20 protein-coding genes and 1 tRNA gene are annotated in these 25,208 nt (G+C 71.4%); 17 read left to right on the top strand and 4 right to left on the bottom strand.

The annotated features are described in order from the left end of the window. Positions 1–451: 451 nt before the first annotated feature. The 6 genes from ACIO3O_RS19195 to ACIO3O_RS19170 all read left to right on the top strand — a co-directional run bounded on the left by ACIO3O_RS19195 (position 452) and on the right by ACIO3O_RS19170 (position 8,892). Positions 452–2,068: a carboxyl transferase domain-containing protein gene (locus ACIO3O_RS19195; RefSeq protein WP_401747120.1), complete on the top strand. Its 1,617-nt coding sequence runs from the start codon at positions 452–454 to the stop codon at positions 2,066–2,068. An 8-nt stretch (positions 2,069–2,076) separates the two neighbouring features. Then, entirely contained in the window at positions 2,077–4,068 is a 1,992-nt protein-coding gene (locus ACIO3O_RS19190; protein ID WP_401747119.1) for an acetyl/propionyl/methylcrotonyl-CoA carboxylase subunit alpha, read from the top strand. Continuing rightward, positions 4,065–4,994, top strand: a complete 930-nt coding sequence (locus tag ACIO3O_RS19185) for a hydroxymethylglutaryl-CoA lyase (protein WP_401747117.1) — start codon at positions 4,065–4,067, stop codon at positions 4,992–4,994. The genes ACIO3O_RS19190 and ACIO3O_RS19185 overlap by 4 nt, the downstream gene beginning before the upstream one ends. A 12-nt stretch (positions 4,995–5,006) precedes the next feature. Beyond that, positions 5,007–6,173 (top strand): acyl-CoA dehydrogenase family protein, encoded by a 1,167-nt coding sequence (locus ACIO3O_RS19180; protein WP_401747164.1) that lies wholly within the window; start codon positions 5,007–5,009, stop codon positions 6,171–6,173. Positions 6,174–6,316: 143 nt separating this feature from the next. Next, on the top strand, positions 6,317–7,357 hold the full coding sequence (locus tag ACIO3O_RS19175) for an ABC transporter substrate-binding protein (RefSeq protein ID WP_401747115.1): 1,041 nt from the start codon (positions 6,317–6,319) through the stop codon (positions 7,355–7,357). Positions 7,358–8,055: 698 nt separating this feature from the next. After that, entirely contained in the window at positions 8,056–8,892 is an 837-nt protein-coding gene (locus tag ACIO3O_RS19170) for a siderophore-interacting protein (protein ID WP_401747112.1), read from the top strand. A gap of 73 nt (positions 8,893–8,965) precedes the next feature. Here ACIO3O_RS19170 and ACIO3O_RS19165 read toward each other — a convergent pair whose 3' ends face one another. After that, positions 8,966–10,630 (bottom strand): beta-N-acetylhexosaminidase, encoded by a 1,665-nt coding sequence (locus tag ACIO3O_RS19165; protein WP_401747109.1) that lies wholly within the window; start codon positions 10,628–10,630, stop codon positions 8,966–8,968. A 131-nt stretch (positions 10,631–10,761) separates the two neighbouring features. Here ACIO3O_RS19165 and ACIO3O_RS19160 point away from each other — a divergent pair, with 131 nt between their 5' ends. From ACIO3O_RS19160 to glmS, 3 genes are all read left to right on the top strand, one after another. Next, positions 10,762–11,640: a DUF4429 domain-containing protein gene (locus tag ACIO3O_RS19160; RefSeq protein WP_401747163.1), complete on the top strand. Its 879-nt coding sequence runs from the start codon at positions 10,762–10,764 to the stop codon at positions 11,638–11,640. Positions 11,641–11,772: 132 nt separating this feature from the next. Continuing rightward, positions 11,773–12,060: a hypothetical protein gene (locus ACIO3O_RS19155; RefSeq protein ID WP_401747106.1), complete on the top strand. Its 288-nt coding sequence runs from the start codon at positions 11,773–11,775 to the stop codon at positions 12,058–12,060. A 28-nt stretch (positions 12,061–12,088) separates the two neighbouring features. Next, positions 12,089–13,906, top strand: a complete 1,818-nt coding sequence (glmS, locus tag ACIO3O_RS19150) for a glutamine--fructose-6-phosphate transaminase (isomerizing) (protein ID WP_401747103.1) — start codon at positions 12,089–12,091, stop codon at positions 13,904–13,906. Between the two features lie 125 nt (positions 13,907–14,031). Here the strand turns inward: glmS and ACIO3O_RS19145 are convergent, their stop codons facing one another. Then, complete coding sequence (locus ACIO3O_RS19145; protein ID WP_401747100.1) at positions 14,032–14,613, bottom strand: acetate uptake transporter; 582 nt, start codon at positions 14,611–14,613, stop codon at positions 14,032–14,034. 179 nt (positions 14,614–14,792) lie between these two features. Beyond that, positions 14,793–15,338 (bottom strand): universal stress protein, encoded by a 546-nt coding sequence (locus ACIO3O_RS19140; protein ID WP_401747160.1) that lies wholly within the window; start codon positions 15,336–15,338, stop codon positions 14,793–14,795. Positions 15,339–15,690: 352 nt separating this feature from the next. Here ACIO3O_RS19140 and ACIO3O_RS19135 point away from each other — a divergent pair, with 352 nt between their 5' ends. The 4 genes from ACIO3O_RS19135 to ACIO3O_RS19120 all read left to right on the top strand — a co-directional run bounded on the left by ACIO3O_RS19135 (position 15,691) and on the right by ACIO3O_RS19120 (position 18,834). Further along, positions 15,691–16,206 carry a hypothetical protein gene (locus ACIO3O_RS19135; protein WP_401747097.1) on the top strand — a complete coding sequence of 172 codons (516 nt, stop codon included), beginning with the start codon at positions 15,691–15,693 and terminating at the stop codon, positions 16,204–16,206. Between the two features lie 558 nt (positions 16,207–16,764). After that, positions 16,765–17,931 (top strand): helix-turn-helix domain-containing protein, encoded by a 1,167-nt coding sequence (locus ACIO3O_RS19130; RefSeq protein WP_401747095.1) that lies wholly within the window; start codon positions 16,765–16,767, stop codon positions 17,929–17,931. Between the two features lie 105 nt (positions 17,932–18,036). Next, positions 18,037–18,648 carry an oligoribonuclease gene (gene orn, locus ACIO3O_RS19125; protein WP_401747092.1) on the top strand — a complete coding sequence of 204 codons (612 nt, stop codon included), beginning with the start codon at positions 18,037–18,039 and terminating at the stop codon, positions 18,646–18,648. 113 nt (positions 18,649–18,761) lie between these two features. Then, positions 18,762–18,834: transfer RNA gene (locus ACIO3O_RS19120), tRNA-His, on the top strand. Positions 18,835–18,913: 79 nt separating this feature from the next. On the opposite strand, the gene ACIO3O_RS19115 is transcribed toward ACIO3O_RS19120, so the two are convergent. Continuing rightward, complete coding sequence (locus ACIO3O_RS19115; protein WP_401747090.1) at positions 18,914–19,993, bottom strand: LacI family DNA-binding transcriptional regulator; 1,080 nt, start codon at positions 19,991–19,993, stop codon at positions 18,914–18,916. A 186-nt stretch (positions 19,994–20,179) separates the two neighbouring features. Between ACIO3O_RS19115 and ACIO3O_RS19110 the strand changes: the two genes are divergently transcribed. The 4 genes from ACIO3O_RS19110 (at position 20,180) to ACIO3O_RS19095 (ending at position 24,948) form a co-directional block, all read left to right on the top strand. Beyond that, a complete protein-coding gene (locus ACIO3O_RS19110; protein ID WP_401747088.1) occupies positions 20,180–21,529 on the top strand; it encodes an ABC transporter substrate-binding protein in 1,350 nt (449 codons plus the stop codon). A 66-nt stretch (positions 21,530–21,595) separates the two neighbouring features. After that, positions 21,596–22,594, top strand: a complete 999-nt coding sequence (locus ACIO3O_RS19105; RefSeq protein WP_401747086.1) for a carbohydrate ABC transporter permease — start codon at positions 21,596–21,598, stop codon at positions 22,592–22,594. After that, a complete protein-coding gene (locus ACIO3O_RS19100; protein ID WP_401747083.1) occupies positions 22,594–23,493 on the top strand; it encodes a carbohydrate ABC transporter permease in 900 nt (299 codons plus the stop codon). The genes ACIO3O_RS19105 and ACIO3O_RS19100 overlap by 1 nt, the downstream gene beginning before the upstream one ends. 45 nt (positions 23,494–23,538) lie before the next feature. Next, the gene (locus ACIO3O_RS19095) at positions 23,539–24,948 is read left to right on the top strand and encodes a GH1 family beta-glucosidase (RefSeq protein ID WP_401747080.1); all 1,410 of its coding nucleotides are present in this window, start codon (positions 23,539–23,541) and stop codon (positions 24,946–24,948) included. The last annotated feature ends 260 nt before the right edge of the window (positions 24,949–25,208 follow it).

Genomic DNA, 25,208 nt, shown 5'->3' with positions numbered 1-25,208 from the left:
CGGGAGGGGCCGCCCCCTTGCCCGCCCGTCCCGCCCCCGGGGGGCGGCCCCGCCGCCCAAGGGGGCGAGGGGAAGAGGCAGGAGGGCGGCCCCGCCGCCCAAGGGGACGAGGGGAAGAGGGGCGCGGAACCCACGGGGGCTACGGGGGAAGCGGGGGGGGCGACCCCGGTACCCAAGAGGGCGGGGCGGCAAGAGAGGGAGCGCAAGAGGGCGAGGCGGCAAGGGCCAAAGCCCAAGGCGGGCTGGGTGGTGCAAGGCGGGGACCGAGAGGGCGAGAGTGGGGTCGCCGCCCAAGGGGGACCCGGGAGGCCGGGAGCCGGGAGGCGAGGAGGCGGAGGTCGTCAAGTCGCCCTGGACAGAGTCGTTAGCGCTCGTTAACCTCGCACTGACGTTAACGGTCACTAACTTCGCGCGCACCCCGCGCACCCCCGCGGGCAAGGGAGCTCGAACCATGCAGGAAGCACCGGTGCTGACCAGCACCGCGGACCCCTCCTCCACCGCCTGGCAGGCCAACGAGGCCGCCCACCAGGCCCTCGCGGACGACCTCCGCACCCGCCTCGCCACCACCCGCCTCGGCGGCGGCGAGAAGTCCCGGGCCCGGCACGTCGCACGCGGCAAGCTGCTGCCCCGGGACCGCGTGGACACCCTGCTCGACCCCGGCTCGCCCTTCCTGGAGCTGGCCCCCTTCGCCGCGAACGGCATGTACGACGACCAGGCCCCGGCCGCCGGAGTGATCGCCGGAATCGGCCGGGTCAGCGGCCGCGAGTGCGTCATCGTCGCCAACGACGCCACCGTCAAGGGCGGCACGTACTACCCGATGACGGTCAAGAAGCACCTCCGCGCCCAGGAGGTGGCCCTCGAGAACCGCCTCCCCTGCCTCTACCTCGTCGACTCCGGCGGCGCCTTCCTCCCCATGCAGGACGAGGTCTTCCCCGACCGCGAGCACTTCGGCCGGATCTTCTACAACCAGGCCCGGATGTCGGGGGCCGGAATCCCGCAGATCGCCGCCGTACTGGGGTCCTGCACGGCGGGCGGCGCGTACGTCCCCGCGATGAGCGACGAGGCCGTGATCGTCCGGAACCAGGGCACGATCTTCCTCGGTGGTCCGCCCCTGGTGAAGGCCGCCACCGGCGAGGTCGTCACCGCGGAGGAGCTGGGCGGCGGCGAGGTCCACTCCCGCACCTCGGGCGTCACCGACCACCTCGCCGAGGACGACGCGCACGCGCTGCGCATCGTACGGAACATCGTCGCGACGCTCCCCGAGCGCGGCGAACTGCCCTGGTCGGTCAGGCCCGTCGAGGAGCCGAAGGTCGATCCTGCCGGGCTGTACGGGGCCGTGCCCGTCGACTCCCGCACCCCCTACGACGTACGCGAAGTGATCTCCCGCGTGGTCGACGGCTCCCGCTTCAGCGAGTTCAAGTCGGAGTACGGGCAGACGCTGATCACCGGCTTCGCCCGCATCCACGGCCACCCCGTCGGCATCGTCGCCAACAACGGCATCCTCTTCTCCGAATCCGCCCAGAAGGGCGCGCACTTCATCGAGCTGTGCGACCAGCGCGGCATCCCGCTCGTCTTCCTCCAGAACATCTCCGGCTTCATGGTCGGACGGGACTACGAAGCGGGCGGCATCGCCAAGCACGGCGCGAAGATGGTCACCGCCGTGGCCTGCACCCGCGTGCCCAAGCTGACCGTCGTCGTCGGCGGCAGCTACGGCGCGGGCAACTACTCGATGTGCGGCCGCGCCTACTCCCCCCGCTTCCTGTGGATGTGGCCCAACGCCAAGATCTCCGTGATGGGCGGCGAGCAGGCCGCCTCCGTCCTCGCCACCGTCAAGCGCGACCAGATCGAGGGGCGCGGCGAGGAGTGGGCGACGGAGGACGAAGAAGCCTTCAAGGACCCGATCCGCGCCCAGTACGAGACGCAGGGCAACGCCTACTACGCCTCCGCCCGCCTGTGGGACGACGGTGTGATCGACCCGATGGAAACCCGCCAGGTCCTCGGCCTCGCCCTGACCGCCTGCGCCAACGCCCCGCTCGCCGACCCCGCCTTCGGCGTCTTCCGGATGTGAGACGACACATGACTTCCCTGTTCGACACCGTCCTGGTCGCCAACCGCGGCGAGATCGCCGTCCGCGTCATCCGCACGCTGCGCGAACTCGGCATCCGCTCGGTCGCCGTCTTCAGCGACGCCGACGCGGACGCCCGGCACGTGCGCGAGGCGGACACGGCGGTACGGATCGGGCCGCCCGCCGCCTCGGAGAGCTACCTGCGCATCGACCGCCTGGTCGAGGCGGCGGTGCGCTCCGGCGCGCAGGCCGTCCACCCGGGGTACGGATTCCTCGCGGAGAACGCCGAGTTCGCCGCCGTGTGCGCGTCCGCCGGGCTTGTCTTCATCGGTCCCCCGGCGTCCGCGATCTCCCTCATGGGCGACAAGATCCGGGCGAAGGAGACGGTCGAGGCGGCGGGCGTGCCCGTCGTGCCGGGGTCCTCCGGGTCCGGGCTGACGGACACCCAACTCGCCGATGCCGCACGGAAGATCGGCATGCCCGTGCTGCTGAAGCCGAGTGCGGGCGGCGGCGGCAAGGGCATGCGGCTGGTCCGCGACGAGGCCCTCCTCGCCGACGAGATCGCCGCCGCCCGCCGTGAGGCCCGTTCCTCCTTCGGCGACGACACCCTCCTGGTGGAGCGGTGGATCGACCGCCCCCGGCACATCGAGATCCAGGTGCTCGCCGACGGGCACGGCAACGTCGTCCACCTCGGCGAGCGCGAGTGTTCCCTCCAGCGCCGCCACCAGAAGGTCATCGAGGAGGCCCCGTCCGTCCTGCTGGACGAGACGACGCGGGCCGCGATGGGCGAGGCGGCCGTGCAGGCGGCCCGGTCCTGCGGCTACAGCGGCGCGGGCACGGTGGAGTTCATCGTGCCGGGCGCCGATCCGTCCTCGTACTACTTCATGGAGATGAACACCCGCCTCCAGGTCGAGCACCCGGTGACCGAGCTGATCACCGGAATCGACCTGGTGGAGTGGCAGCTCCGGGTCGCGTCGGGGGCCCAACTCCCCTTCGCCCAAGACGACATCACGCTCACCGGGCACGCCGTCGAGGCCCGCATCTGCGCCGAGGACCCCTCCAGGGGCTTCCTGCCCTCCGGCGGCACGATCCTCGCCCTGCACGAGCCGCAGGGCAACGGGGTGCGGACGGACTCCGGGCTCTCCGTCGGCACGGAGATCGGCAGCCTGTACGACCCGATGCTGTCCAAGGTCATCGCGTACGGTCCCGACCGCCCCACCGCACTGCGCAAGCTGCGCGCCGCCCTCGCGGAGACGGTGACCCTGGGCGTCCAGACCAACGCGGGCTTCCTGCGCAGGCTCCTGGCCCACCCGGACGTGGTGGCGGGCGACCTGGACACCGGGCTGGTGGAGCGGGACGCGGAGTCCCTGGTCGACGCGAGCGTCCCGCCGGAGGTGTACGCGGCGGCCGGGCTGGCGGCGCAGGCGGAGCTGACGGCTCCGGCGGTCCGGGGCTGGGCCGACCCGTTCGACGCCCCCAGCGGCTGGCGGCTCGGCGGCGCGCCCGCCTGGACGGCGCACCACGTCAAGGCGTCCGGCCAGGAACCGGTGACGGTACGGGTCCGTGAGGGCGAGGTGCGCGTCGACGACACCGACGCCCTGCCCGCCCGCCTGAGCGCCTCCGCAGGGGGTGCCCTCACCGTCGAGGTCGCCGGGCTCACGCACACCCTCCACCACCACGGCGAGTGGTGGGGCCGGGACGGCGACGCCTGGCACCTTCCGGCGTACGACCCCGTCGCCGCCACCCTCACCGGCGCCGCCCACTCCGGTGCCGACGCGCTCACCGCGCCGATGCCCGGCACGGTGACCGTGGTGAAGGTGGCCGTCGGGGACCACGTCGACGCGGGGCAGAGCCTGCTCGTCGTCGAGGCGATGAAGATGGAGCACGTCATCGCCGCCCCCCACTCCGGCACCGTCGCCGAGCTCGACGTGAAGGCCGGGGCCACCGTCGCCATGGACCAGGTGCTGGCCGTGGTCACCCCGGACGAGGAGGCGGCCGCATGACGCTCCCCATGGTCGTGCGCGACCCCCAACTGCCCAGCCGGGTACGGATCTACGAGGTCGGGGCCCGTGACGGGCTCCAGAACGAGAAGGGCGTCGTCCCCACCGAGGTGAAGGCGGAGTTCGTCCACCGCCTCGCCGCGTCCGGTCTCTCCACCGTCGAGGCCACCAGCTTCGTGCACCCCAAGTGGGTCCCCCAACTCGCCGACGCGGAGGCCCTGTTCCCGCAGCTGGCCGATCTCGACGTCGACCTGCCCGTCCTCGTGCCCAACGAGCGGGGGCTGGACCGTGCGCTGGCCCTCGGCGCCCGGCACGTCGCCGTGTTCGCCAGCGCCACCGAGTCCTTCGCCCAGGCCAATCTGAACCGTACGGTCGATGCGGCACTCGCCATGTTCGAGCCGGTCGTCACCCGGGCGAAGGCGGCTAACGCGCAGGTCAGGGGCTATCTGTCGATGTGCTTCGGGGACCCCTGGGAAGGGGCCGTGCCGGAGGGTCAGGTGGTGAAGGTCTGCCGGGCGCTCATCGACATGGGCTGCGACACGCTCTCCCTCGGCGACACCATCGGCGTCGCCACGCCCGGCCAGGTGGGCTCCCTGCTGACCGCCCTGAACACCGCCGGTGTGCCCACCGACCGTATCGGCGTCCACTTCCACGACACCTACGGCCAGGCCCTCTCCAACACCCTGGCCGCCCTGCGGCACGGCGTCACCACCGTCGACGCCTCCGCCGGGGGCCTCGGCGGCTGCCCGTACGCGAAGTCCGCCACCGGCAACCTCGCCACCGAGGACCTGGTGTGGATGCTCCAGGGCCTCGGCATCGACACCGGCGTCGATCTCGCCCGCCTCACCGCCACCAGCGTGTGGATGGCGGAGCAACTGGGCCGACCCAGCCCGTCCCGAACCGTTCGCGCCCTGTCCCACCAGGACTGACTCCCCCAAGGACTGACGATGGACCACCGCCTCACCCCCGAGCACGAAGAACTCCGGCGCACCGTCGAGGAGTTCGCGCACGACGTCGTCGCCCCGAAGATCGGCGACCTCTACGAGCGGCACGAGTTCCCGTACGAGATCGTCCGCGAGATGGGCCGCATGGGCCTGTTCGGGCTGCCGATCCCCGAGGAGTACGGCGGCATGGGCGGCGACTACCTCGCCCTCGGCATCGCCCTGGAGGAGCTGGCCCGGGTCGACTCCTCGGTCGCCATCACCCTGGAGGCCGGGGTCTCGCTCGGCGCGATGCCGCTCTACCGGTTCGGCACCGAGGAGCAGAAGCAGGAGTGGCTGCCCAGGCTGTGCGCCGGGGAGGCGCTCGGCGCGTTCGGGCTGACGGAGCCGGACGGGGGCTCGGACGCGGGCGGGACCCGGACGACCGCCGTCCGCGACGAGGCGACGGGCGAGTGGGTCATCAACGGCTCGAAGTGCTTCATCACCAACTCCGGCACCGACATCACCGCCCTGGTCACCGTCACCGCCGTCACCGGCCGCAAGCCCGACGGCAAGCCGCTGATCTCGTCGATCATCGTGCCGTCGGGAACCCCCGGCTTCACGGTCGCGGCCCCGTACTCCAAGGTCGGCTGGAATTCATCGGACACGCGGGAGCTGTCCTTCTCCGACGTCCGGGTGCCGCTGGGGAACCTGCTCGGCGAGGAGGGCCGGGGGTACGCCCAGTTCCTGCGCATCCTCGACGAGGGCCGGATCGCCATCTCGGCGCTGGCCACCGGGCTCGCCCAGGGCTGCGTCGACGAGTCGCTGAAGTACGCGAAGGAGCGGCACGCCTTCGGGAAGGCCATCGGCGAGAACCAGGCCATCCAGTTCAAGATCGCGGACATGGAGATGCGGGCGCACATGGCCCGGATCGGCTGGTACGACGCGGCCTCGCGGCTGGTGAACGGCGAGCCGTTCAAGAAGCAGGCCGCCATCGCGAAGCTGTACTCCTCCACGGTGGCCGTGGACAACGCCCGGGAGGCGACCCAGATCCACGGCGGGTACGGCTTCATGAACGAGTACCCGGTGGCCCGCATGTGGCGCGACTCCAAGATCCTGGAGATCGGGGAGGGGACGAGCGAGGTGCAGCGGATGCTGATCGCGCGGGAACTGGGGATGTCCGCCTGACCCGAATGCCCCCTTTGCGCGCATTCGTACGAGCGGAAACCGGACAGCCTCCCAGGTGCTCGGAAGGTTAGGCTAGCCTTCCTAGGAATCCACGATTCCGGCACCTTCCGGCCTCCGCCGCCCGTACGAAAGCGACTTCGCCCATGCCCTCCTCGCCCCGCCTCTCCCGCCCCACCCGTCGCGGCCTGCTCGCCGCCGGCGGTGCGCTCGGCATCGGCGCCGCCCTGGCCGCGTGCGGCGGCGAGAAGGCCTCCGGCAGCAAGACGGACACGGGTTCCGGCTCCGGTGAGAAGTCCGGCCCCTGGTCCTTCACCGACGACCGCGGGACCAAGGCCGAGACGAAGGCCGTCCCGAAGAACATCGTCGCCTTCACCGGCATGGCCGCCGCCCTCCACGACTACGGCGTCGAGGTCAAGGGCGTCTTCGGCCCCACCAAGGGCAAGGACGGCAAGGCCGACGTGCAGGCCGGCGACCTGGACATCTCCAAGGTCGAGATCATCGGCAACACCTTCGGCGAGTTCGACGTCGAGAAGTACGCCAAGCTGATGCCCGAGCTGCTGATCTCCGACATGTGGGAGAAGGACAAGCTCTGGTACGTGCCGGAGAACTCCGCGAAGAAGATCTACTCGCTCGCCCCGCAGGTCGCCCTGTGGGCGTCCAGCACCAACATGGAGAAGGCCCTGGCACGCCGGGCCGGGCTCGCGGCCTCGCTGGGCGCGGACCTGAAGGACCCGAAGATCGCGGACGCCAAGGCCCGCTTCGAGAAGGCCTCGGCGCGGCTGCGCGCGGCGGCCAAGGCGCACCCCGACGTCACGGTGATGATCGGCTCCGCCTCGGCCGAGCTCTTCTACGTCTCGCTCGCCAAGATGAGCGCGGACACGCTGTACTTCCAGGAGCTGGGCGTGAAGTTCGTCGAGCCGAAGGTGGACAAGGCGGGCTTCTTCGAGGGGCTGAGCTGGGAGAACGTCGGCAAGTACAAGGCCGACATCATCATGATGGACAACCGGTCGGCGGTGCTCCAGCCGAAGGACATCGCGGGGAAGCCGACGTGGGCGGGGCTGCCGGCGGTCAAGGCGGGCCAGGTCATTCCCCGGGTGACCGAGCCCATCTACTCCTATGCGAAGTGCGCCCCCATCCTGGACGACCTGGCCAAGGCCATCGAATCCTCCAAGAAGGTCTCCTGACGGTCGGGGGAGGGGTGGGGGCGGGGGCGTCTCGGCCGAGGTGGGGTCGGGTGCGGGTGCATCTCCGCCGAGAGGTGGGGTCGGGTGCGGGTGCATCTCCGCCGAGAGGTGGGGTCGGGTGCGGGTGCATCTCCGCCGAGCGCTCACAGGTGCGGGCCGCCCCTCCCCTGCGGGCTCCGTGCCCGCAGCCTCCACCTTGGGCTCCGCCCCCCTCTCCCCCACCCCGTGAGCTCCGCCCCCCTTCCCCCTTCCCCCTTCTCCCTTCCCCCCAGCCCCCTTGGGCGGCGGGGCCGCCCCCCGGGGGCGGGACGGGCGGGCAAGGGGGCGGCCCCTCCCGCTCCCGGCCCACCCGGGTGCCGCCCCATGGCCCAGCCCCTGCGCCGGGTGCACGTCACCGCCCAGGCCCTGGGGTCGCCTCCCGGTACCGGGCATGCGCAGCCCCGCCCCGCCGGGGCAAGGGGGTCCCCAGCCCCGCCCCTTCACCTAAACCCGCGGGGCAATTGCACGGTTCCGTGCGGGTGCGTGAGTGGCTGGTCGCGCAGTTCCCCGCGCCCCTGAAGGGGCACGGACGAGCAGGGCCCGCACAGGAAGGGAAGCGCCCACGCGGCGCAGCCGCACCACGAGCACGGCCCCGCGCCCCCGAAGGGGCACGGACGCACACCCCGTAAGAGCCCCGCACCCGCCCCCAGGAGACCCCCGTGACCGCCCCGTTCCGGCTCTTCCAGCTCCGCGTCCTGCGGACCGAGCGCCTCAGCCCCTCCCTCCTCCGCGTCACCTTCGGCGGTCACGGCGAGAAGGAGCTGGACGGCTTCGCCTCCGGCGGCCGGGACCAGTCCCTGTCCCTCTTCCTCCCGCAGCCCGGGCAGGAGGAGCCGGTGCTCCCCCCGGAGACCGACCCCGACTGGTTCGCCTCGTACCGCCGGATGCCCGACGAGACGCGCGCCGTCATGCGCTCCTACACCGCCCGCGCCCAGCGCAGCGACCCCGCGGAGGTCGACATCGACTTCGCCCTGCACCCCGACGGCGGCCCCGCCTGCCGCTGGGCCGAGCAGGCCGCCCCGGGGCAGCGCGTGACCGTCCTCGGGCCGACCGTCGCCGACAACGCCGGTGTCCGCTTCCGGCCCGCCGACGACACCGACCAGATCGTCATGTGGGCCGACGAGACGGCCCTCCCGGCCCTCTCCGCCGCCCTGGAGCAGCTCCCGGCCGCCCTGCCCGTCCGGGCCTGGATCACCGTCCAGCACCCGGACGACGCCGTCGCGTTGGCGACCCCCGCCGACGCCGAGATCACCTATCTCGTCCGGGACGAGAACGCCCCCGCCCCCGTCGACGCCCTCGCCGCGGCCACCCTCCCGGACACCGCGGCCCCGTACGTCTGGATCGCGGGCGAGGCCTCCTGCGTGCGCGCCCTGCGGCGGCACTTCGTCAACGACCGCGGGTACGACCGCCGCCGCATCACCTTCACCGGCTACTGGCGCCAGGGCCTCAGCGAGGACGGCCTCCGCGAGAACCCTTCCGAGTACGAGGTCTCGTAGCGCCCCACGAACCGGGAGGGGGTGCACCGGACGGTCCCGGTGCACCCCCTCCCCCCCGTCCGTCAGTGAGCCCCTACTTCGTCGGCCACGGCACCTGCGTCGACTTGTAGTAGTCGATGCCGAGCGCCTCGAAGCGCGGGCCCTGCTGTGCCAGCCGCAGCTTGTAGGTGTCCCAGTCGTGCGTGGAGCGGGGCGACCAGCCCAGCTCCGCGATGCCGGGCAGGCGCGGGTACGCCATGAACTCCAGCTGGTCGCTGGTGGCGAGGGTCTCGGTCCACAGGGGGGCCTCCACGCCGAGGACGGAGGACTCCGGCGCCCCCGCCAGGTAGGTGCCCGGGTCCCAGTCGTACGAGCGCTGCACCTCGACGTAACCCGCCCACTTCAGGCCCAGCGGGGTGTCCTTGTGGTACTTCATGTCGAGGTAGCTGCGGTCGGCCGGGGAGATCACCAGCTTGGTGCCGCCCTTCGCCGCGTCGACGACGCTCTTGCGCTCGGCCTCGCCGGTCCGGTCGTAGCCCCAGTACTGGACGACCTTGTCCTTGACCTGGTCGGCGCCGACCAGCTGGTGCCAGCCCATGACCTTCTTGCCGTACGTGCCGACCACCTTCTGCGCGTGGTTCATCATCTTCGCGAAGTCCTCGTGGCTGGTCGAGTGCGCCTCGTCGCCGCCGATGTTGATGTAACGGCCCGGGGTCATCCGCGCGATCTCGCGCACCACGTCGTCGATGAACTTGTACGTGACCGGCTTGCTCGCGCACAGGCTGCTGAAGCCGACCTCGGTGCCCGTGTAGAGGGGCGGCGCGACGCCGTCGCAGTTGAGTTCGGCGTACGAGGCGAGGGCAGCGTTGGTGTGGCCCGGCATGTCGATCTCCGGGATGACGTCCATCTTGCGGGAGGCCGCGTACCGCACCAGGTCCTTGTACTGGGCCTTCGTGTAGTGGCCGCCGGGGCCGCCGCCGACCTGGGTGGAGCCTCCGTAGGTGGCCAGCCTCGGCCAGGAGTCGATGGCGATGCGCCAGCCCTGGTCCTCGGTGAGGTGCAGGCGCAGGGTGTTGACCTTGTAGAGCGCGGCCTGGTCGATGTAGCGCTTGACCTGCTCGACGGAGAGGAAGTGGCGTCCGACGTCGAGCATCACGGCCCGGTAGCCGAAGCGCGGGACGTCCTTGATGGTGCCGCCCGCGACCTGCCAGGGGCCCGTCTGCCGCGTCTTCGCCTCGACGTTCGCCGGGAGTTGCTGGCGCAGCGTCTGGACGCCGTGGAAGAGGCCGGCGGAGGTGCGGGCGGTGATGGTGACGCCGCCTCGGGCGGACTCCAGGCGGTACCCCTCGGCGCCGAGCGACTTCTCGTTCCCGGCCAGCTTCAGCCGGATGCCGCCGCGGCCCTCGCGCGAGGTGACCGGCAGCCGGTAGCCGGTGGAGGGGCGCAGCACCTTCGCGAGGGCCTCGCCGACCTCGCGGGCCTCCCGGGAGCGGCCCACCGCGATGTCGGTGCCACGGTCGATCGTGTACGCCGAACCGCCCGCCCTCACCTCGGAGGGGGCCGGAACGACCTGGCCCAGGGGGCGGGGGGCCTCGGCCGCCCCGGGGGCGGGGGCGGGGGCGGCGCCGACGGCGGTGGTCCCCGCCACGGCGACCAGCAGCATCGGGGCGAGCAGGCGGGGGAAGCGGGGAAGCGTACGACGGTGTCTCACAAGGCGTCCCTTCGACGGGGCATCGCGGATGTGGCATGCACGTGACATGGATGGGGGGTGTACGCGGCGCGTGCGCGGCACGACATGGCTACCCGTCACATCACGGCCGGGTCAAGGGTGTAGACCAATTCCGCACACCATCGGCGCAAGCCCCCCGGTGCGAGAATCCCCCCATGGCGATGGCGGAAATCATGCAGAAGGACGGCACCTGGAGCTTCGAGGTCGACTCCCTCCGGCTCGTGCCCGGGAGCGACAAGGGCGTGAGCCTGCTGCGCCGGACGCTGGGCGAGGTGTCCGTGCCGCTGGAGGCACTGGCCGGGATCTCCTTCGAGCCGGGGCGCAAGTCCGGTCGGCTCAGGCTGCGGCTGCGGGAGGGCGCCTGTCCGCTGATGCAGATCGCCGGGGGGCGGCTGGACGACGCGTCCGACCCGTACCGGCTGGTGGTGGAGAACGACCGCAGCGGCGTCGCCGAGTACTTCGTGGAGGAGGTGCGCAACGCGCTGCTGCTGGACCAGGTGGACTCCGGCCCCGTCGACCGCTACCTGGTCGGCGGCCCCGCCGTTCCGTACACCGCGTCGGCGGGCGACGCCTCGGTCAGCGTCGACGAGAAGCAGATCCGGCTGACCTGGACCTGGACCACGGAGGCCTCGAAGTCCTCGGGCGGCCCCCGGACCATCCCGCTGGCCGAGGTGCTCGCGGTGGAGTGGCTGCCGGCCGCCGGGCTGGAGAACGGCCACCTCCGCTTCCGCACCCCGGCCGCCACCCACACCATGCCGCCGAAGTACGACCCGCACGCGGTGAACCTGTACGGGCTGAAGAAGGACCCCCTGATGGCGCTCGCGGCGGCGGCCGTGGTCGCCCGGATGCCCCACCCGCACGCGGTCGAGGACGCCGCGCCCGCCGCCCTGACGGCCGCCCCCCAGGACGCGGTGCCCGGCGCCGAGGACCACGACGTCCTGCTGCGGCGGCTGCGGGAGCTGGGCGAGCTGCACCGGTCCGGGGTTCTCACCGACGAGGAGTTCGCGCTGGCGAAGCAGGCGGTCCTGAGGCGGCTGTAGGGGCCGTGCGGAGGGGGCTGACGGGCCGCTTTCGACCCCCTTAGTACGTACCAATATCGCGATCAAGAAGAATCCTGCCCGATATCGGGCAGGATTCTTGCACAGAGGGCCGGGCTCCCTCAGTATCGACGAGTGCTTGAACGCCGTACCGCGCCCGTGTCGTCGCACGACGACCTCGTCGACCACCTGGTCCGCTCGACCGCCCTGCCACGCGGCGAGGCGGCCCGGGTCGTGCTCGACGTCCTGGCGTACTTCGACGAGACGACCGAGGAGTTCGTCCGCCGCCGCCACCGCGAGCTCCAGTCCGGCGGTCTCGTGAACGCGGAGATCTTCGACCGGATCTCCGCCGAGCTGCCGCACCGCGCGGTCGCTCCCCCGGAGCTCTCGCTGCGCCAGCTGCGGCGCATCGTCTACGGCTGAGCACCCCTGAACTCGGAGGACAGAACTTATGTGTGGAATCGTCGGATACATCGGCAAGCGTGACGTCGCGCCCCTGCTGCTGGAGGGCCTCCAGCGCCTGGAGTACCGGGGTTACGACTCCGCGGGCCTGGTGATCAACACCCCCAAGACCCCCGCCCTGCGCATGGTCAAGGCCAAGGGCCGGGTCCGTGACCTGGAGGCCAAGGTCCCCAAGCGCTTCGCGGGCACCACCGGCATCGCGCACACCCGCTGGGCCACTCACGGCGCGCCCTCCGACGAGAACTCCCACCCGCACCTGGACGGCGAGTCCAAGGTCGCCGTCGTGCACAACGGCATCATCGACAACGCCGACGACCTGCGCGCCAAGCTGATCGCCGACGGCGTCGTCTTCGCCTCCGAGACGGACACCGAGACGGTCGTCCACCTCATCGCCCGCGCCCAGGCCGCGACCCTGGAGGAGAAGGTCCGCGAGGCGCTCCGCCACATCGAGGGCACCTACGGCCTGGCCGTCATGCACGCCGACTTCCCCGACCGCATCGTGGTCGCCCGCAACGGCTCCCCGGTCGTCCTCGGCATCGGCGAGAAGGAGATGTTCGTCGCCTCCGACGTCGCCGCCCTGGTCTCGCACACCCGCCAGATCGTCACCCTGGACGACGGTGAGATGGCCACCCTGAAGGCCGACGACTTCCGTACGTACACCACCGAGGGCTCGACCACCTCGGCGACGCCGACCACCGTGGAGTGGGAGGCCGAGTCGTACGACATGGGCGGCCACGACACGTACATGCACAAGGAGATCAGCGAGCAGGCCGACGCCGTGGACCGCGTGCTGCGCGGCCGCATCGACGACCGCTTCTCCACCGTCCACCTGGGCGGCCTGAACCTGGACGCCCGCGAGGCGCGCGGCGTGCGCCGCATCAAGATCCTCGGCTGCGGCACCAGTTACCACGCGGGTCTGATCGGTGCCGGGCTCATCGAGTCCCTGGCCCGCATCCCCGCCGACGCCGAGCCCGCCTCGGAGTTCCGCTACCGCAACCCCGTCGTCGACCCCGACACCCTGTACATCGCGGTCTCGCAGTCCGGTGAGACGTACGACGTGCTGGCCGCCGTGCAGGAGCTGAAGCGCAAGGGCGCCCGGGTGCTCGGCGTCGTGAACGTGGTCGGCTCGGCGATCGCCCGCGAGGCCGACGGCGGCGTGTACGTGCACGCGGGTCCCGAGGTCTGCGTCGTCTCCACCAAGTGCTTCACCAACACCGTCGTCGCCTTCGCGCTGCTCGCCCTGCACCTGGGCCGCATCCGCGACCTGTCCGTCTCCGACGGCAAGCGGATCATCGAGGGCCTGCGCAAGCTGCCCGAGCAGATCTCGGAGATCCTCGCCGACGAGGACAAGATCAAGGAGATCGCGGAGGCCTACGCGGGCGCCCAGTCGATGATGTTCATCGGGCGCGTGCGCGGCTACCCGGTCGCCCTGGAGGCCTCCCTGAAGCTCAAGGAGATCTCCTACATCCACGCCGAGGCCTACCCCGCCTCCGAGCTCAAGCACGGCCCGCTCGCCCTCATCGAGCCCGCGCTGCCGACGGTCGCCATCGTCCCGGACGACGACCTGCTGGAGAAGAACCGCGCCGCCCTGGAGGAGATCAAGGCCCGCAGCGGCCGGATCCTGGCGGTCGCGCACCGCGAGCAGGAAAAGGCCGACCACACCATTGTGGTGCCGAAGAACGAGCACGAGCTGGACCCGATCCTGATGGGCATTCCGCTCCAACTCCTCGCCTACCACACCGCGTTGGCGATGGGCCGCGACATCGACAAGCCGCGCAACCTGGCGAAGTCCGTCACCGTCGAGTAGGTCCCTCGCGCACACGCGCATGAGAAGGGCCCCGTACGCCGCCACCACGGCCGTACGGGGCCCTTCTCCTCGCCGGGGGCCGGTGTCGCCCAACCACCGGCCCCACCATGGCACCTGACCCGCTGTCAGCCGGTTGCCGTCACGCCCCGGCCCGCGGCGCGGCCCGGCAGGGCGGTGGGCCACTTCGCCCACGCCGCCGTGGCTCCGTACCAGGCGAGGAGCCCGGAGAGAGCGGCCACCCAGCCCGCGACCTTCGCCGGCATCCCCGCGTCCGCGAACTGGGCGATGCCCAGGAGCAGCAGGGACACGAACAGCAGCCCGTACATCACCTGCGCGAGCAGACCGCCGCCGGCTGCTCCCAGGGTGAGGCTGAGCGCCAACAGCGCCCAGAGCAGCAGGAAGAGCCCTGCCGCGTCGCCGCTCAGTGCGGACTCGCCGGACGCGGTGCCCCAGGTGAACCAGAAGGCGCCGAGACCGGCGAAGGCAGTCCCGTTGAACGAGTCGCCCACGCGGAACTCCAGGAGTCCCGCGACGAAGAGCGTGATGCCGCCGACGAACAGCGCGACCGTGGCGGCGCTCGCCGCGGTGATGCCGTCGAGGACGCCGGTGTGACCGAGGCCGAAGGCCAGCAGGGTCAGTCCGAGTGCGAGGTGTCCGAGAGTGGAGGCGGAGGCCGATGTGCTTCCCGCAGAGACGTCGTTGTCCACGGCGGGGCTCCCTTCACGTGCAGTGCTGCTGCGTTCGTTGCTGTGTTCCCAGCGACCCTTATCTACCCTTCATAAGGTCACAAATCACCCCTACGCGGCGGTAGTTTCAGAAAACGCCGAATACCGTCAAGGGTGCGGAACCGCCAACTGCCGTGCGCAGCAGGCAAACGGGGCGGACGTTACGGAATGACGACGACCGGGCGCTGCGCCCGCTTCGCCAGCCGCCCCGCGACCGACCCGAAGAGGCGGCCCACGATGCCCTGGGTGGAGCCCACCACGATCGCGTCGGCCTCGTACTCCCGGCCGACCTCCTCCAGCTCGTGGCAGATGTCGCCGCCGCGCTCGACCAGGATCCAGGGGACCTCGGACAGGTAGTCCGCGCAGGCGAGTTCGAGGCCGAGGACCTCGGTGCGGTGGTCGGGGACGTCCACGAAGACCGGTGGCTCGCAGCCCGCCCACACGGTGGTCGGCAGCCGGTTGGCGACATGGACGATGATCAGCCCCTGGCCGAGCCGCCGGGCCATGCCGATGGCGTAGGCCAGCGCCCGCTCGCTGGAGGTGGAGCCGTCGAAGCCGACGACGACACCGTGCCGGAAGGCGGGATCGCAGGAGTGGCGCGGCTCTTCCAACGCGTAGAGGTCACCGCTGCGCTCCGCACCGTATTCGGCGCGGGGATCGGCGACCTGCTTGCGGTCCGCGGGTTCGGGAGTTTCGTGACCGGCCATCGGTGTCTCGGCGTCTGAATCCTCAAGGAGCTGACAACGGAGCGGGTGGAAGGGACGGCGGAACAGCAGGTTCGGTGTGGCGGGTGGCAGCCCTGCGGCGGCGGAGCTGTCCGGGAAACGTCTTCCCAAGCCCATACCCCCAAGGGTACGGCCGCACTCCTCCACTGCCCAGCCCCCACTTGGCCGCGGGGTTCCTGGAGCATGCACGACCCCGCGCCGTATCGCAATGCCCGCTGCCCCGTACAGGCGTCTGCCGCTGGTCCGTACGGACGCCGGGCAACGTGACCGTACGGGCGGCCCGTTCGTTGATCAGGCTCCGTCCGTCCCCCGCACGCCCGAAGGAGGCAGCCCCGTGCCCGGTCCCTCACCCTTCCCGTCCCCGTACGACTACGAACGCGACCGGCCGCACGGAGCCCACCACCCGGGACCGCACACCTCCCCCGGCCCGCACGGATCACACGGCTCACACAGCCCGCACGGCTCGCACGGTTCCCCCGGGCAGCACGGCTCGCACGGATCCCACGGCCCGCACGGACAGCACGGCTCGCACGGGCACCCCTCGCCCGCCGGAGTCGAGCCCGCCCCGACGGCCCCGTCCGGCTCGGTGGCAGACCTGGTGCGCTGGGCGGCCTTCAGCTGTCTGCTCGTCCCCGTCGTGCTCCTGGTGTACGGGGCCCCGCCCGGCGGCACCGCGCTCGCGGCCGGGGGGCTCGCCGCCGTCACGATCGCCTGCCGGCTCCTGCTGCGCCGGTCCGAGCGGATCGCCACCCGGGATCTCGCCGAGGAACTCCAGGCGGGCACCCACCGCGGACGGCACAGCCGCACCGGCTCCGGAGCCCATCGCGGCGGGCGCAAGGCCGACGCCTGAGAACGGCTGGAGACCCACTCGCGGCACAGCCGGGTTTCGGTCGAGTCCTGGCCGGGTTCCACCACCGGTCCACAGGACTCCAGAACGAGAACAATGCGTGAAGAATCAACGGAATCACGCACTCTTCGCAGGGTTGTGCGCCGGGTGAGTGACGGGATCGCACATGCGCGCCCGTAGTTTTTCAGCCAACTTCGCCGACCTCCCCCACCCTTGGCGAAATGGCCCGCCAACCCTGGTGCCACCAGGGAAGAAAGGACCGCAGGCGGCCCGCGCACCCTACGGGGACGGGCCATGAGCGAGAGGCGCACTTCCCTGCGGCGCCCGGGAGTGGAACGCTTCCTGATCGAATGCTTCACGCCAAGTTGCCATGTCGACATAACGGCGCTTGAGGAACTTGTCACGACAGCGCCATGCAACACAGTAGATTCGATCATGGGTTATTCGACGGCGGGGGAACCGTGCAGGACCTAGAGGGACTGCGACTTCAAGGAGCAGTGTGCAGGAGCGACAGGCCCGTCACGAACAGGGAGCCGCGACCAGCGAGGGGGGCTTAGCGCCATGAGCCAGGACTTGGCCGCACCGCCGGAGGCCACCCGGAAGCTCTCCGGGCGCCGCCGCCGGGAGATCGTAGCGGTGCTGCTTTTCAGCGGGGGACCCATTTTCGAGAGCTCGATCCCGCTCTCGGTGTTCGGCATCGACCGGCAGGACGCGGGGGTGCCGCGCTATCGGCTGCTGGTGTGCGCCGGTGAGGAAGGTCCCCTGCGGACCACGGGGGGACTCGAACTCACCGCGCCCTACGGCCTGGAGGCGATGAGCCGCGCCGGGACGGTCGTCGTACCGGCCTGGCGGTCCATCACCTCCCCGCCGCCGCCGGAGGCGTTGGACGCGCTGCGCCGCGCGCACGAGGAGGGCGCCCGGATCGTCGGGCTGTGCACGGGCGCGTTCGTGCTCGCCGCCGCCGGACTGCTGGACGGCCGGCCCGCGACGACGCACTGGATGTACGCGCCGACGCTCGCCAAGCGCTATCCGTCGGTGCACGTCGATCCGCGCGAGCTGTTCGTCGACGACGGCGACGTGCTGACGTCGGCGGGGACGGCCGCCGGGATCGACCTGTGTCTGCACATCGTGCGGACCGACCACGGCACGGAGGCCGCGGGCGCGCTCGCGCGCCGGCTGGTCGTGCCGCCCCGGCGCAGTGGCGGGCAGGAGCGCTACCTCGATCGGTCTTTACCCGAGGAAATCGGGGCGGACCCGCTGGCAGAGGTCGTCGCGTGGGCACTGGAGCACCTCCACGAGCAGTTCGACGTGGAGACGCTCGCCGCGCGTGCGTACATGAGCCGACGGACCTTCGACCGGCGATTCCGTTCGCTCACTGGGAGCGCTCCACTGCAGTGGCTGATCACCCAGCGGGTGCTCCAGGCGCAACGGCTCCTGGAGACCTCCGACTACTCGGTCGACGAGGTCGCCGGGCGGTGCGGGTTCCGCTCGCCGGTGGCGCTGCGCGGGCACTTCCGGCGGCAGCTGGGGTCTTCCCCCGCCGCGTACCGGGCCGCCTACCGGGCCCGGCGGCCCGCGGGCGATCCGGTCCCGCTGGGGGCGCCGCTCGCGGAGGCCGTCCCGCAGCAGGTCCGCCGGGCCGCCGCGGCGTCCGCCGCGCTGCCGCTGGGGGCCTCGGCCCCGGCGCCCGACCCGGGCAAGCCCGAGGCGTACGCCCGACGCGGCTGAGAAGCGGTCGGCAGGGGCCCGGCCCCGGCACGGAAGTGCCGTGGGCCGGGCCCGGCGCGTACGGCGCAGTCCCCAGGCGCCTGTGCGACCCGTAGGGTGAGCCGCATGAACGATCGCATGGTGTGGATCGACTGCGAGATGACCGGGCTCTCGCTGACGGACGACGCACTTATCGAGGTGGCCGCACTGGTCACCGACTCGGAGCTCAACGTGCTCGGCGACGGCGTGGACATCGTGATCCGCCCGCCGGACGCCGCGCTGGAAACCATGCCGGAGATCGTGCGCCAGATGCACACGTCCTCCGGGCTGCTCGACGAGCTGGCGCAGGGCACGACCCTCGCCGACGCCGAGGAGCAGGTCCAGGCGTACATCAAGGAGCATGTGAAGGAACCCGGGAAGGCCCCGCTGTGCGGGAACTCCGTGGGGACCGACCGCGGCTTCCTGGCGCGCGACATGAAGGACCTGGAGGGGTACCTCCACTACCGGATCGTGGACGTGTCCTCGGTGAAGGAGCTGGCACGGCGCTGGTTCCCGAGGGCGTACTTCAACAGTCCGGACAAGAACGGCAACCACCGGGCGCTCGCCGACATCCGCGATTCGATCGCGGAGCTGCGCTACTACCGGGAGGCGGTGTTCGTGCCGCAGCCGGGGCCGGACTCCGACACCGCGAAGAAGATCGCCGCCAAGTACGTCATCCCTGCTGAGGGGGGCCGGTAGGAGGTTGAGGGGGCCCTGCGAGGGGCCCCGGAAAACCTGGGCGCGAGCACCCTCGCGAACCCTGTACACTTTTTCTCAGCCGGTCGGAAGAACGCAGCACAAGACCGGTCATGGTGGGTGTAGCTCAGTTGGTAGAGCACCTGGTTGTGGTCCAGGTGGCCGCGGGTTCAAGTCCCGTCACTCACCCTGAAGGGTCAAGGCCCCGATGCGATTCGATCGCATCGGGGCCTTGGTCGTTTTCCGGGGTCCCCCCCCCGGCCTGCGGTCAGGACGAGGTGCGGGGGATCAGTTCCGTCGGGAGCATCAGCTGCGGCTGCGGCGGGCGCGGGACGCCCACCGGGAGCGAGGGGCGGGCGATCTCGGAGAGCAGGGTGAGGGCCATCAGGCGGCCCATCTCCTCGATGGGCTGGCGCACGCTGGTCAGCGGCGGGTCCATGTGGCGGGCGATCGAAGTGTCGTCGAAGCCGACCAGGGCGATGTCCTCGGGAACCTTGATGCCGCGTTCGCGCAGCACCTGGCGGGCGCCCACCGCCATCACGTCCGAGCCCACGAAGACCGCGTCGGGGGCCTCGGGCAGGGCCAGCAGGGTTTCCATCGCGCTGCGGCCGGCCTCCTCGGTGAAGTCGCCGGGGGCGATCAGGGCGTCGTCGGCGGGCAGGCCCGCCTCGGCGAGGCCGTCGCGATAGCCGTCCAGGCGGCACCGGGCGCCGTAGATGTCCAGGCGGCCGGTGATGGTGGCTATCCGGCGGCGGCCGCGCGCGGCCAGGTGGGCGACGGCCTGCCGGGCGCCGGAGACGTTGTCGGCGTCCACCCACGGGAGCGGTTCGGCGGCGGACCGCCGGCCGCTGATCACGGCGGGGATGCCGAGGTCGGTGAGGAGGTCGGGGAGCGGGTCGTCGGCGCGCAGCGAGACCACCAGGACGCCGTCGACGCGGTGCCCGGCCAGGTAGTGGGCCAGACGGGCGCGGTCGCGGTCGTTGCCGACGATGGTCAGCAGGAGCTGCATGTCGGTGTCGGCGAGGGCGTTGTTGACGCCGCGCAGGATGTCGGAGAAGTAGGGCTCGACGAAGAAGCGGTGTTCCGCCTCGGGGACGACCAGGGCTATCGCGTCCGTGCGGTTGGCGGCCAGGGCGCGGGCGGCCCGGTTGGGTACGTAGCCCAGTTCCGCCACGGCCGCCTCGACGGCGGCTCTGGTCCGGTCGCTGACCCGGGGCGAGCCGTTGACCACCCGCGAGACCGTGCCCCGGCCCACGCCCGCCCTCGCGGCGACCTCTTCCAGCGTGGGGCGGCCCGCTCCGCGCGCGCCGCGCGGCGTGCTCCGGCCGCCCGTTTCCCGTATCGCCATTGAATCGACCCCTCCCGACCGTTCCGCGCGTGTGGACGCTCCATGGTCGGACGCGTCCACATGCTGATGACGCCAAGTCTCGCTGTCCGGTGCCTTGACACCCCTGCGGGGAGCCGCGAACCTTCAACACATCACTCGTGGGAGCGCTCCCACCGTACCTGACCCATCGGGCTTCAGGAGGTCGCTATGCAGATCAAGCTTGTGCGCAGGACCCGTTCGAAGAGCGCCGTCGCGCTGTCCGCCACCGCCGCGCTGCTCTGCGGCGCCCTGCTGTCCGGCTGTGCGTCGGACGATCCGCCGGAGGGCGGGGGCGCCACCGGTGGCACGGCCGCCGGGCAGAAGGGGAAGACCGTACTGAAGGTCGGGGTCTTCGGGGCCTTCGGCATGAAGGAGGCCGGGCTCTTCGACGCGTACATGAAGGCCCACCCCGACGTCGTCATCGAGCAGAACTCGATCGAGCGCAACGAGAACTACTACCCGCAGCTCCTGAACCACCTGACCAGCGGCAGCGGGCTCTCCGACATCCAGGCCGTCGAGGTCAACAACATCGCCGAGATCACGGCCACCCAGTCGGCCCGGCTGATGGACCTGGGGAAGGTCCAGGGCGTCACGAAGGACGCGTTCCTGCCGTGGAAGTGGGCGCAGGGGACGGCCAAGGACGGCAAGACGGTCGGGCTGGGCACGGACGTCGGGCCGACGGGGATCTGCTACCGCAAGGACCTCTTCCAGAAGGCCGGGCTGCCGACCGAGCGCGGGGCGGTCGGCAAGCTGTGGGCCGGGGACTGGAAGAAGTACCTGGCGGTCGGCAAGCAGTACCAGGCGAAGGCGCCGGACGGCACGAAGTTCCTCGACTCGGCGTCCGGGCTGCTGGCCGCGGTGATGGGCGGAACCGAGAAGCGGTTCTACGACGCCGACGGCAAGGTCATTTACAAGTCGAACCCGGCGGTGAAGGAGGCCTGGGACATCGCGGCCGAATCCGCGACGTCCGGGCTGACCGCCAAGCACCAGCAGTTCCAGAAGGGCTGGGACCAGGGCTTCGCCAACGGCCAGTTCGCCACCGTGTCCTGCCCGCCGTGGATGCTCGGCTACATCCAGGACAAGGCGGGGGCCGCGGGCAAGGGCAAGTGGGACGTGGCCGCCGCGCCGAAGCCCTCCAACTGGGGCGGCGCCTTCCTGACCGTCCCGGAGGCCGGGAAGAACAAGGCGGAGGCCGCGAAGCTGGCCGCCTGGCTGACCGCGCCCGCCCAGCAGGCCACCCTGTTCGCCAAGCGCGGCAGCTTCCCGAGCGCCCAGACGGCGTACGCCGACCCGGTGGTGTCCGGGGCGAAGCACGAGTACTTCGGGGGCGCGCCCATCGGGGAGATCTTCTCCGCCGCCGCGAAGGGGGTGCCGGTGCAGATCCTCGGCCCGAAGGACCTCGTCATCAACACCAATATGGCGGACATCGGGATGCTTCAGGTCGACCAGAAGGGCAAGTCGCCCGAGGATGGCTGGAACGCGGCCGTGAAGGCGATCGACAACGCCCTCGACCAGTGAGCGGGTGGGACACGTGGGACTGACGGGCCGGACGGGACGGACGGGCGAGCGGGGAGGGTACGCCGCATGAGCAGCGTGAGCAGTGAGTCCGTCCCGGCCGCCCCGGCGGGTGACGCGGGAAAGGCAGCCGCAGGGGAGCGGCCGGGGTGGCGCAGTCGGCGGCACCGCTGGGACGTGAGGTTCAGCCCGTACGCCTTCGTGGCACCGTTCTTTGTCTTCTTCCTGGCCTTCGGGCTCTTCCCGCTCCTCTACACCGGGTGGGCGTCGCTCCATCAGGTGGAGCTGACGGCGCCGACCGACATGAACTGGGTGGGCCTGCGGAACTTCAGCCGTCTGATGAGCGACGAGTTCTTCTGGAACGCACTCAGGAACACCGTCACCATCGGGCTGCTGTCCACCGTCCCGCAGCTGCTCATCGCACTGGGCATCGCGCACCTGCTGAACTTCAAGCTGCGCGGCTCGTCCTTCTTCCGGGTCGCCGCCCTGACTCCGTACGCCACGTCGGTGGCGGCGGCGACCCTCGTCTTCGTGCTCCTCTTCGGACGCGACTACGGAATGATCAACTGGGCGCTGGGGGTCGTCGGGCTCGACCCGGTGGACTGGCAGAACGGCACCTGGACCTCGCAGCTCGCGGTGTCCACGATCGTCATCTGGCGGTGGACCGGCTACAACGCGCTGATCTACCTGGCGGCCATGCAGGCCGTCCCGCACGACCTGTACGAGTCGGCGGAGCTGGACGGGGCGTCGCGCTGGCAGCAGTTCCGGCACGTGACGATCCCGTCGCTGCGGCCGACGATCCTGTTCACGGTGGTCGTCTCGACGATCGGCGCGACGCAGCTGTTCGGCGAACCGCTGCTGTTCAGCGGCAGCGCGGGGGCGACCGGCGGCTCGGAGCACCAGTTCCAGACGCTGGGGCTCTACCTGTACGAGCAGGGGTGGGTGAACCTCCACCTCGGGCGGGCCTCGGCCATCGCCTGGACGATGTTCCTGATCCTGCTGCTGATCGGGCTGGTGAACTGGCTGATCTCCCGCCGGCTGGCCAAGAGTGCGGAGGGGCGCGGCTGATGAGCACAGTGACCGTACGGAAGCGACCCCCGGCCCCGGCTGCGGCGAAGGCGGGGCGCGGGGTGCGCCGGGCCGGTAAGCAGCGGCACGGCGGGAGGATCACGTACGCGATCCTGATCGTGTTCACGGTCGGCTCGCTGTTCCCGCTGGTGTGGACGGCGATCGCCGCCTCCCGCAACAACACCCGGCTGGCGCAGACGCCGCCGCCGTTCTGGTTCGGCGGGAACCTCTTCAAGAACCTCGAAATCGCCTGGACCGACGCCAACATGGGCGTGGCGCTGCTCAACACCCTGGTGGTGGCGACCACGGTGGCGGCGGGGACGGTGCTGTTCTCGACCTTCGCCGGGTTCGCCTTCGCCAAGCTGCGGTTCCGGTTCAAGAACGCACTGCTGCTGCTGGTGATCGGCACGATGATGGTGCCGCCGCAGCTCAGCGTCGTACCGCTGTACATGATGGTCGCCAAACTGTCGTGGACCGATCAGCTCCAGTCGGTGATCCTGCCGACGCTGGTGGGCGCCTTCGGGGTGTTCTTCATGCGGCAGTACCTGATGGAGGCGCTGCCCACCGAGCTGATCGAGGCGGCGCGCGTCGACGGGGCGAGCAGCCTGCGGATCATGTGGCACGTCGTGTTCCCGGCGGCGCGGCCCGCAATGGCGGTGCTGGGGATGCTCACCTTCGTCATGGCGTGGAACGACTTCTTCTGGCCGATCATCGCGCTCACCCAGAACGGCAACCCGACCGTGCAGGTCGCGTTGACCGGGCTCGGGCGCGGGTACATCCCCGACCAGTCCGTCATCATGGCGGGCGCGTTGCTGGGGACGCTGCCGCTGCTGATCGCGTTCGTCGTCTTCGGCAAGCAGATCGTCGGCGGAATCATGCAGGGCGCGGTCAAGGGCTGACCTCCCGGCCGCGTCAACACCCTTTGTCTTCACCGGAGTTGAATCATGTCTTCTGGCAGCTTTCCGCCCGGCTTCCTGTGGGGGTCCGCGACCGCCGCCTACCAGGTCGAGGGGGCGGCGACGGAGGACGGCCGCACGCCCTCCATCTGGGACCGCTTCGCGCACACCCCCGGCCGCACCGAGAACGGCGACACCGGCGACGTGGCCTGCGACCACTACCACCGGCGGGCCGAGGACGTCGCGATGATGGCGGACCTGGGCCTGGGCGCGTACCGCTTCTCCGTCTCCTGGCCGCGTGTCCAGCCCACCGGCCGGGGCCCGGCCGTGCAGCGCGGGCTGGACTTCTACCGCGCCCTGGTCGACGACCTTCTCGACCACGGGATCACCCCGGCCGTCACCCTCTACCACTGGGACCTCCCCCAGGAGCTGGAGGACGCGGGCGGCTGGCCGCAGCGGGACACCGCGTACCGGTTCGCGGAGTACGCGGACCTGGTGGCCGAGGCGCTGGACGACCGGGTGGAGCTGTGGACCACGCTCAACGAGCCCTGGTGCAGCGCCTTCCTCGGGTACGCCTCCGGGGTGCACGCCCCCGGCCGCACCGACCCCGTCGCCGCCCTGCGCGCCGCCCACCACCTCAACCTCGCGCACGGGCTGGGCACCCAGGTGCTGCGGGCCCGCCTTCCCGCGAAGGCGAAGATCGGGATCAGCCTGAACCCCAGCGTCGTACGCCCGCTGGACCCGTCGTCGGAGGCGGACAGGGACGCGGCCCGCCGCATCGACGCCCTCGCCAACCGGGTCTTCACGGGCCCGCTGCTGCACGGGGCGTACCCCGAGGACCTCCTCGCGGACACCGCACGCCTGACCGACTGGTCGTTCATCGGCCGCGGCGACGAGAAGCTGGCCCGGCAGCGCCTCGACTGGCTGGGCATCAACTACTACACCCCGGCCGTCGTCTCGCACGCCCCGGGCGACGACGTCCCGCGCTCGGACGGGCACGGCGCCAGTGACCACTCCCCCTGGCCGGGCGCGGACTCCGTCGCCTTCCACCAGCCGCCGGGCGAGCGGACGGCGATGGGCTGGTCCGTCGACCCGTCGGGGCTGTACGAACTCCTCGTCCAGTACGGGCAGATGGCGCCGGGCGTCCCGCTCTACGTCACCGAGAACGGGGCGGCGTACGACGACAAGCCGGGGGCCGACGGTACGGTCGACGACCAGGAGCGCATCGCCTATCTGCACGGCCATCTGGACGCCGTGCAGCGGGCGTTGGCGGTCGGCGCGGACGTGCGCGGGTACTTCCTGTGGTCGTTGATGGACAACTTCGAGTGGGCGTACGGGTACGGCAAGCGCTTCGGCGCGGTGCATGTGGACTTCGCGACGCAGCGGAGGACGCCGAAGGCGAGTGCGCGGTGGTACGAGGGGGTGGCGAGGGCGGGGGCGCTGCAGCCGCTGGGGTGAACTCCCTTGCGCGCACGCCACCTTGCCGGCCTGAACCCCCTTGCACGTACGGCCCCCTTGCTCCGCCTCTTACCGCCCCGCCCCGTGGGCTCCGCCCCCCTTCCCCCCTTCCCCGTAGCCCCCTTGGGCGGCGGGGCCGCCCCCCGGGGGCGGAACGGGCGGGCAAGGGGGCGGCCCCTCCCGCTCCCGGCCCACCCGGGTACCGCCCCTTGGCAAGCGCCTGCGCCGGGTACGCGTCCGAAGGGGCCCCGGCCCGCCCC

The sequence above is a fragment of the Streptomyces sp. NPDC087440 genome (assembly GCF_044744005.1).
Classification (GTDB): Bacteria; Actinomycetota; Actinomycetes; order Streptomycetales; family Streptomycetaceae; genus Streptomyces.
This window is presented reverse-complemented; position numbering and strand designations above follow the sequence as displayed.

What these genes read in the sequence shown, in the direction of transcription:
- ACIO3O_RS19105 (WP_401747086.1), top strand. Translation starts at nt 21,596, where the DNA reads ATGAGCAGCGTGAGCAGTGAGTCCGTCCCGGCCGCCCCGGCGGGTGAC.
- ACIO3O_RS19175 (WP_401747115.1), top strand. Translation starts at nt 6,317, where the DNA reads ATGCCCTCCTCGCCCCGCCTCTCCCGCCCCACCCGTCGCGGCCTGCTC.
- ACIO3O_RS19140 (WP_401747160.1), bottom strand. Translation starts at nt 15,338, where the DNA reads ATGGCCGGTCACGAAACTCCCGAACCCGCGGACCGCAAGCAGGTCGCC.
- orn (WP_401747092.1), top strand. Translation starts at nt 18,037, where the DNA reads ATGAACGATCGCATGGTGTGGATCGACTGCGAGATGACCGGGCTCTCG.
- ACIO3O_RS19195 (WP_401747120.1), top strand. Translation starts at nt 452, where the DNA reads ATGCAGGAAGCACCGGTGCTGACCAGCACCGCGGACCCCTCCTCCACC.
- ACIO3O_RS19115 (WP_401747090.1), bottom strand. Translation starts at nt 19,993, where the DNA reads ATGGCGATACGGGAAACGGGCGGCCGGAGCACGCCGCGCGGCGCGCGC.
- ACIO3O_RS19110 (WP_401747088.1), top strand. Translation starts at nt 20,180, where the DNA reads ATGCAGATCAAGCTTGTGCGCAGGACCCGTTCGAAGAGCGCCGTCGCG.
- ACIO3O_RS19185 (WP_401747117.1), top strand. Translation starts at nt 4,065, where the DNA reads ATGACGCTCCCCATGGTCGTGCGCGACCCCCAACTGCCCAGCCGGGTA.
- ACIO3O_RS19160 (WP_401747163.1), top strand. Translation starts at nt 10,762, where the DNA reads ATGGCGGAAATCATGCAGAAGGACGGCACCTGGAGCTTCGAGGTCGAC.
- ACIO3O_RS19130 (WP_401747095.1), top strand. Translation starts at nt 16,765, where the DNA reads ATGAGCCAGGACTTGGCCGCACCGCCGGAGGCCACCCGGAAGCTCTCC.
- ACIO3O_RS19095 (WP_401747080.1), top strand. Translation starts at nt 23,539, where the DNA reads ATGTCTTCTGGCAGCTTTCCGCCCGGCTTCCTGTGGGGGTCCGCGACC.
- glmS (WP_401747103.1), top strand. Translation starts at nt 12,089, where the DNA reads ATGTGTGGAATCGTCGGATACATCGGCAAGCGTGACGTCGCGCCCCTG.
- ACIO3O_RS19100 (WP_401747083.1), top strand. Translation starts at nt 22,594, where the DNA reads ATGAGCACAGTGACCGTACGGAAGCGACCCCCGGCCCCGGCTGCGGCG.
- ACIO3O_RS19190 (WP_401747119.1), top strand. Translation starts at nt 2,077, where the DNA reads ATGACTTCCCTGTTCGACACCGTCCTGGTCGCCAACCGCGGCGAGATC.
- ACIO3O_RS19165 (WP_401747109.1), bottom strand. Translation starts at nt 10,630, where the DNA reads ATGTCACGTGCATGCCACATCCGCGATGCCCCGTCGAAGGGACGCCTT.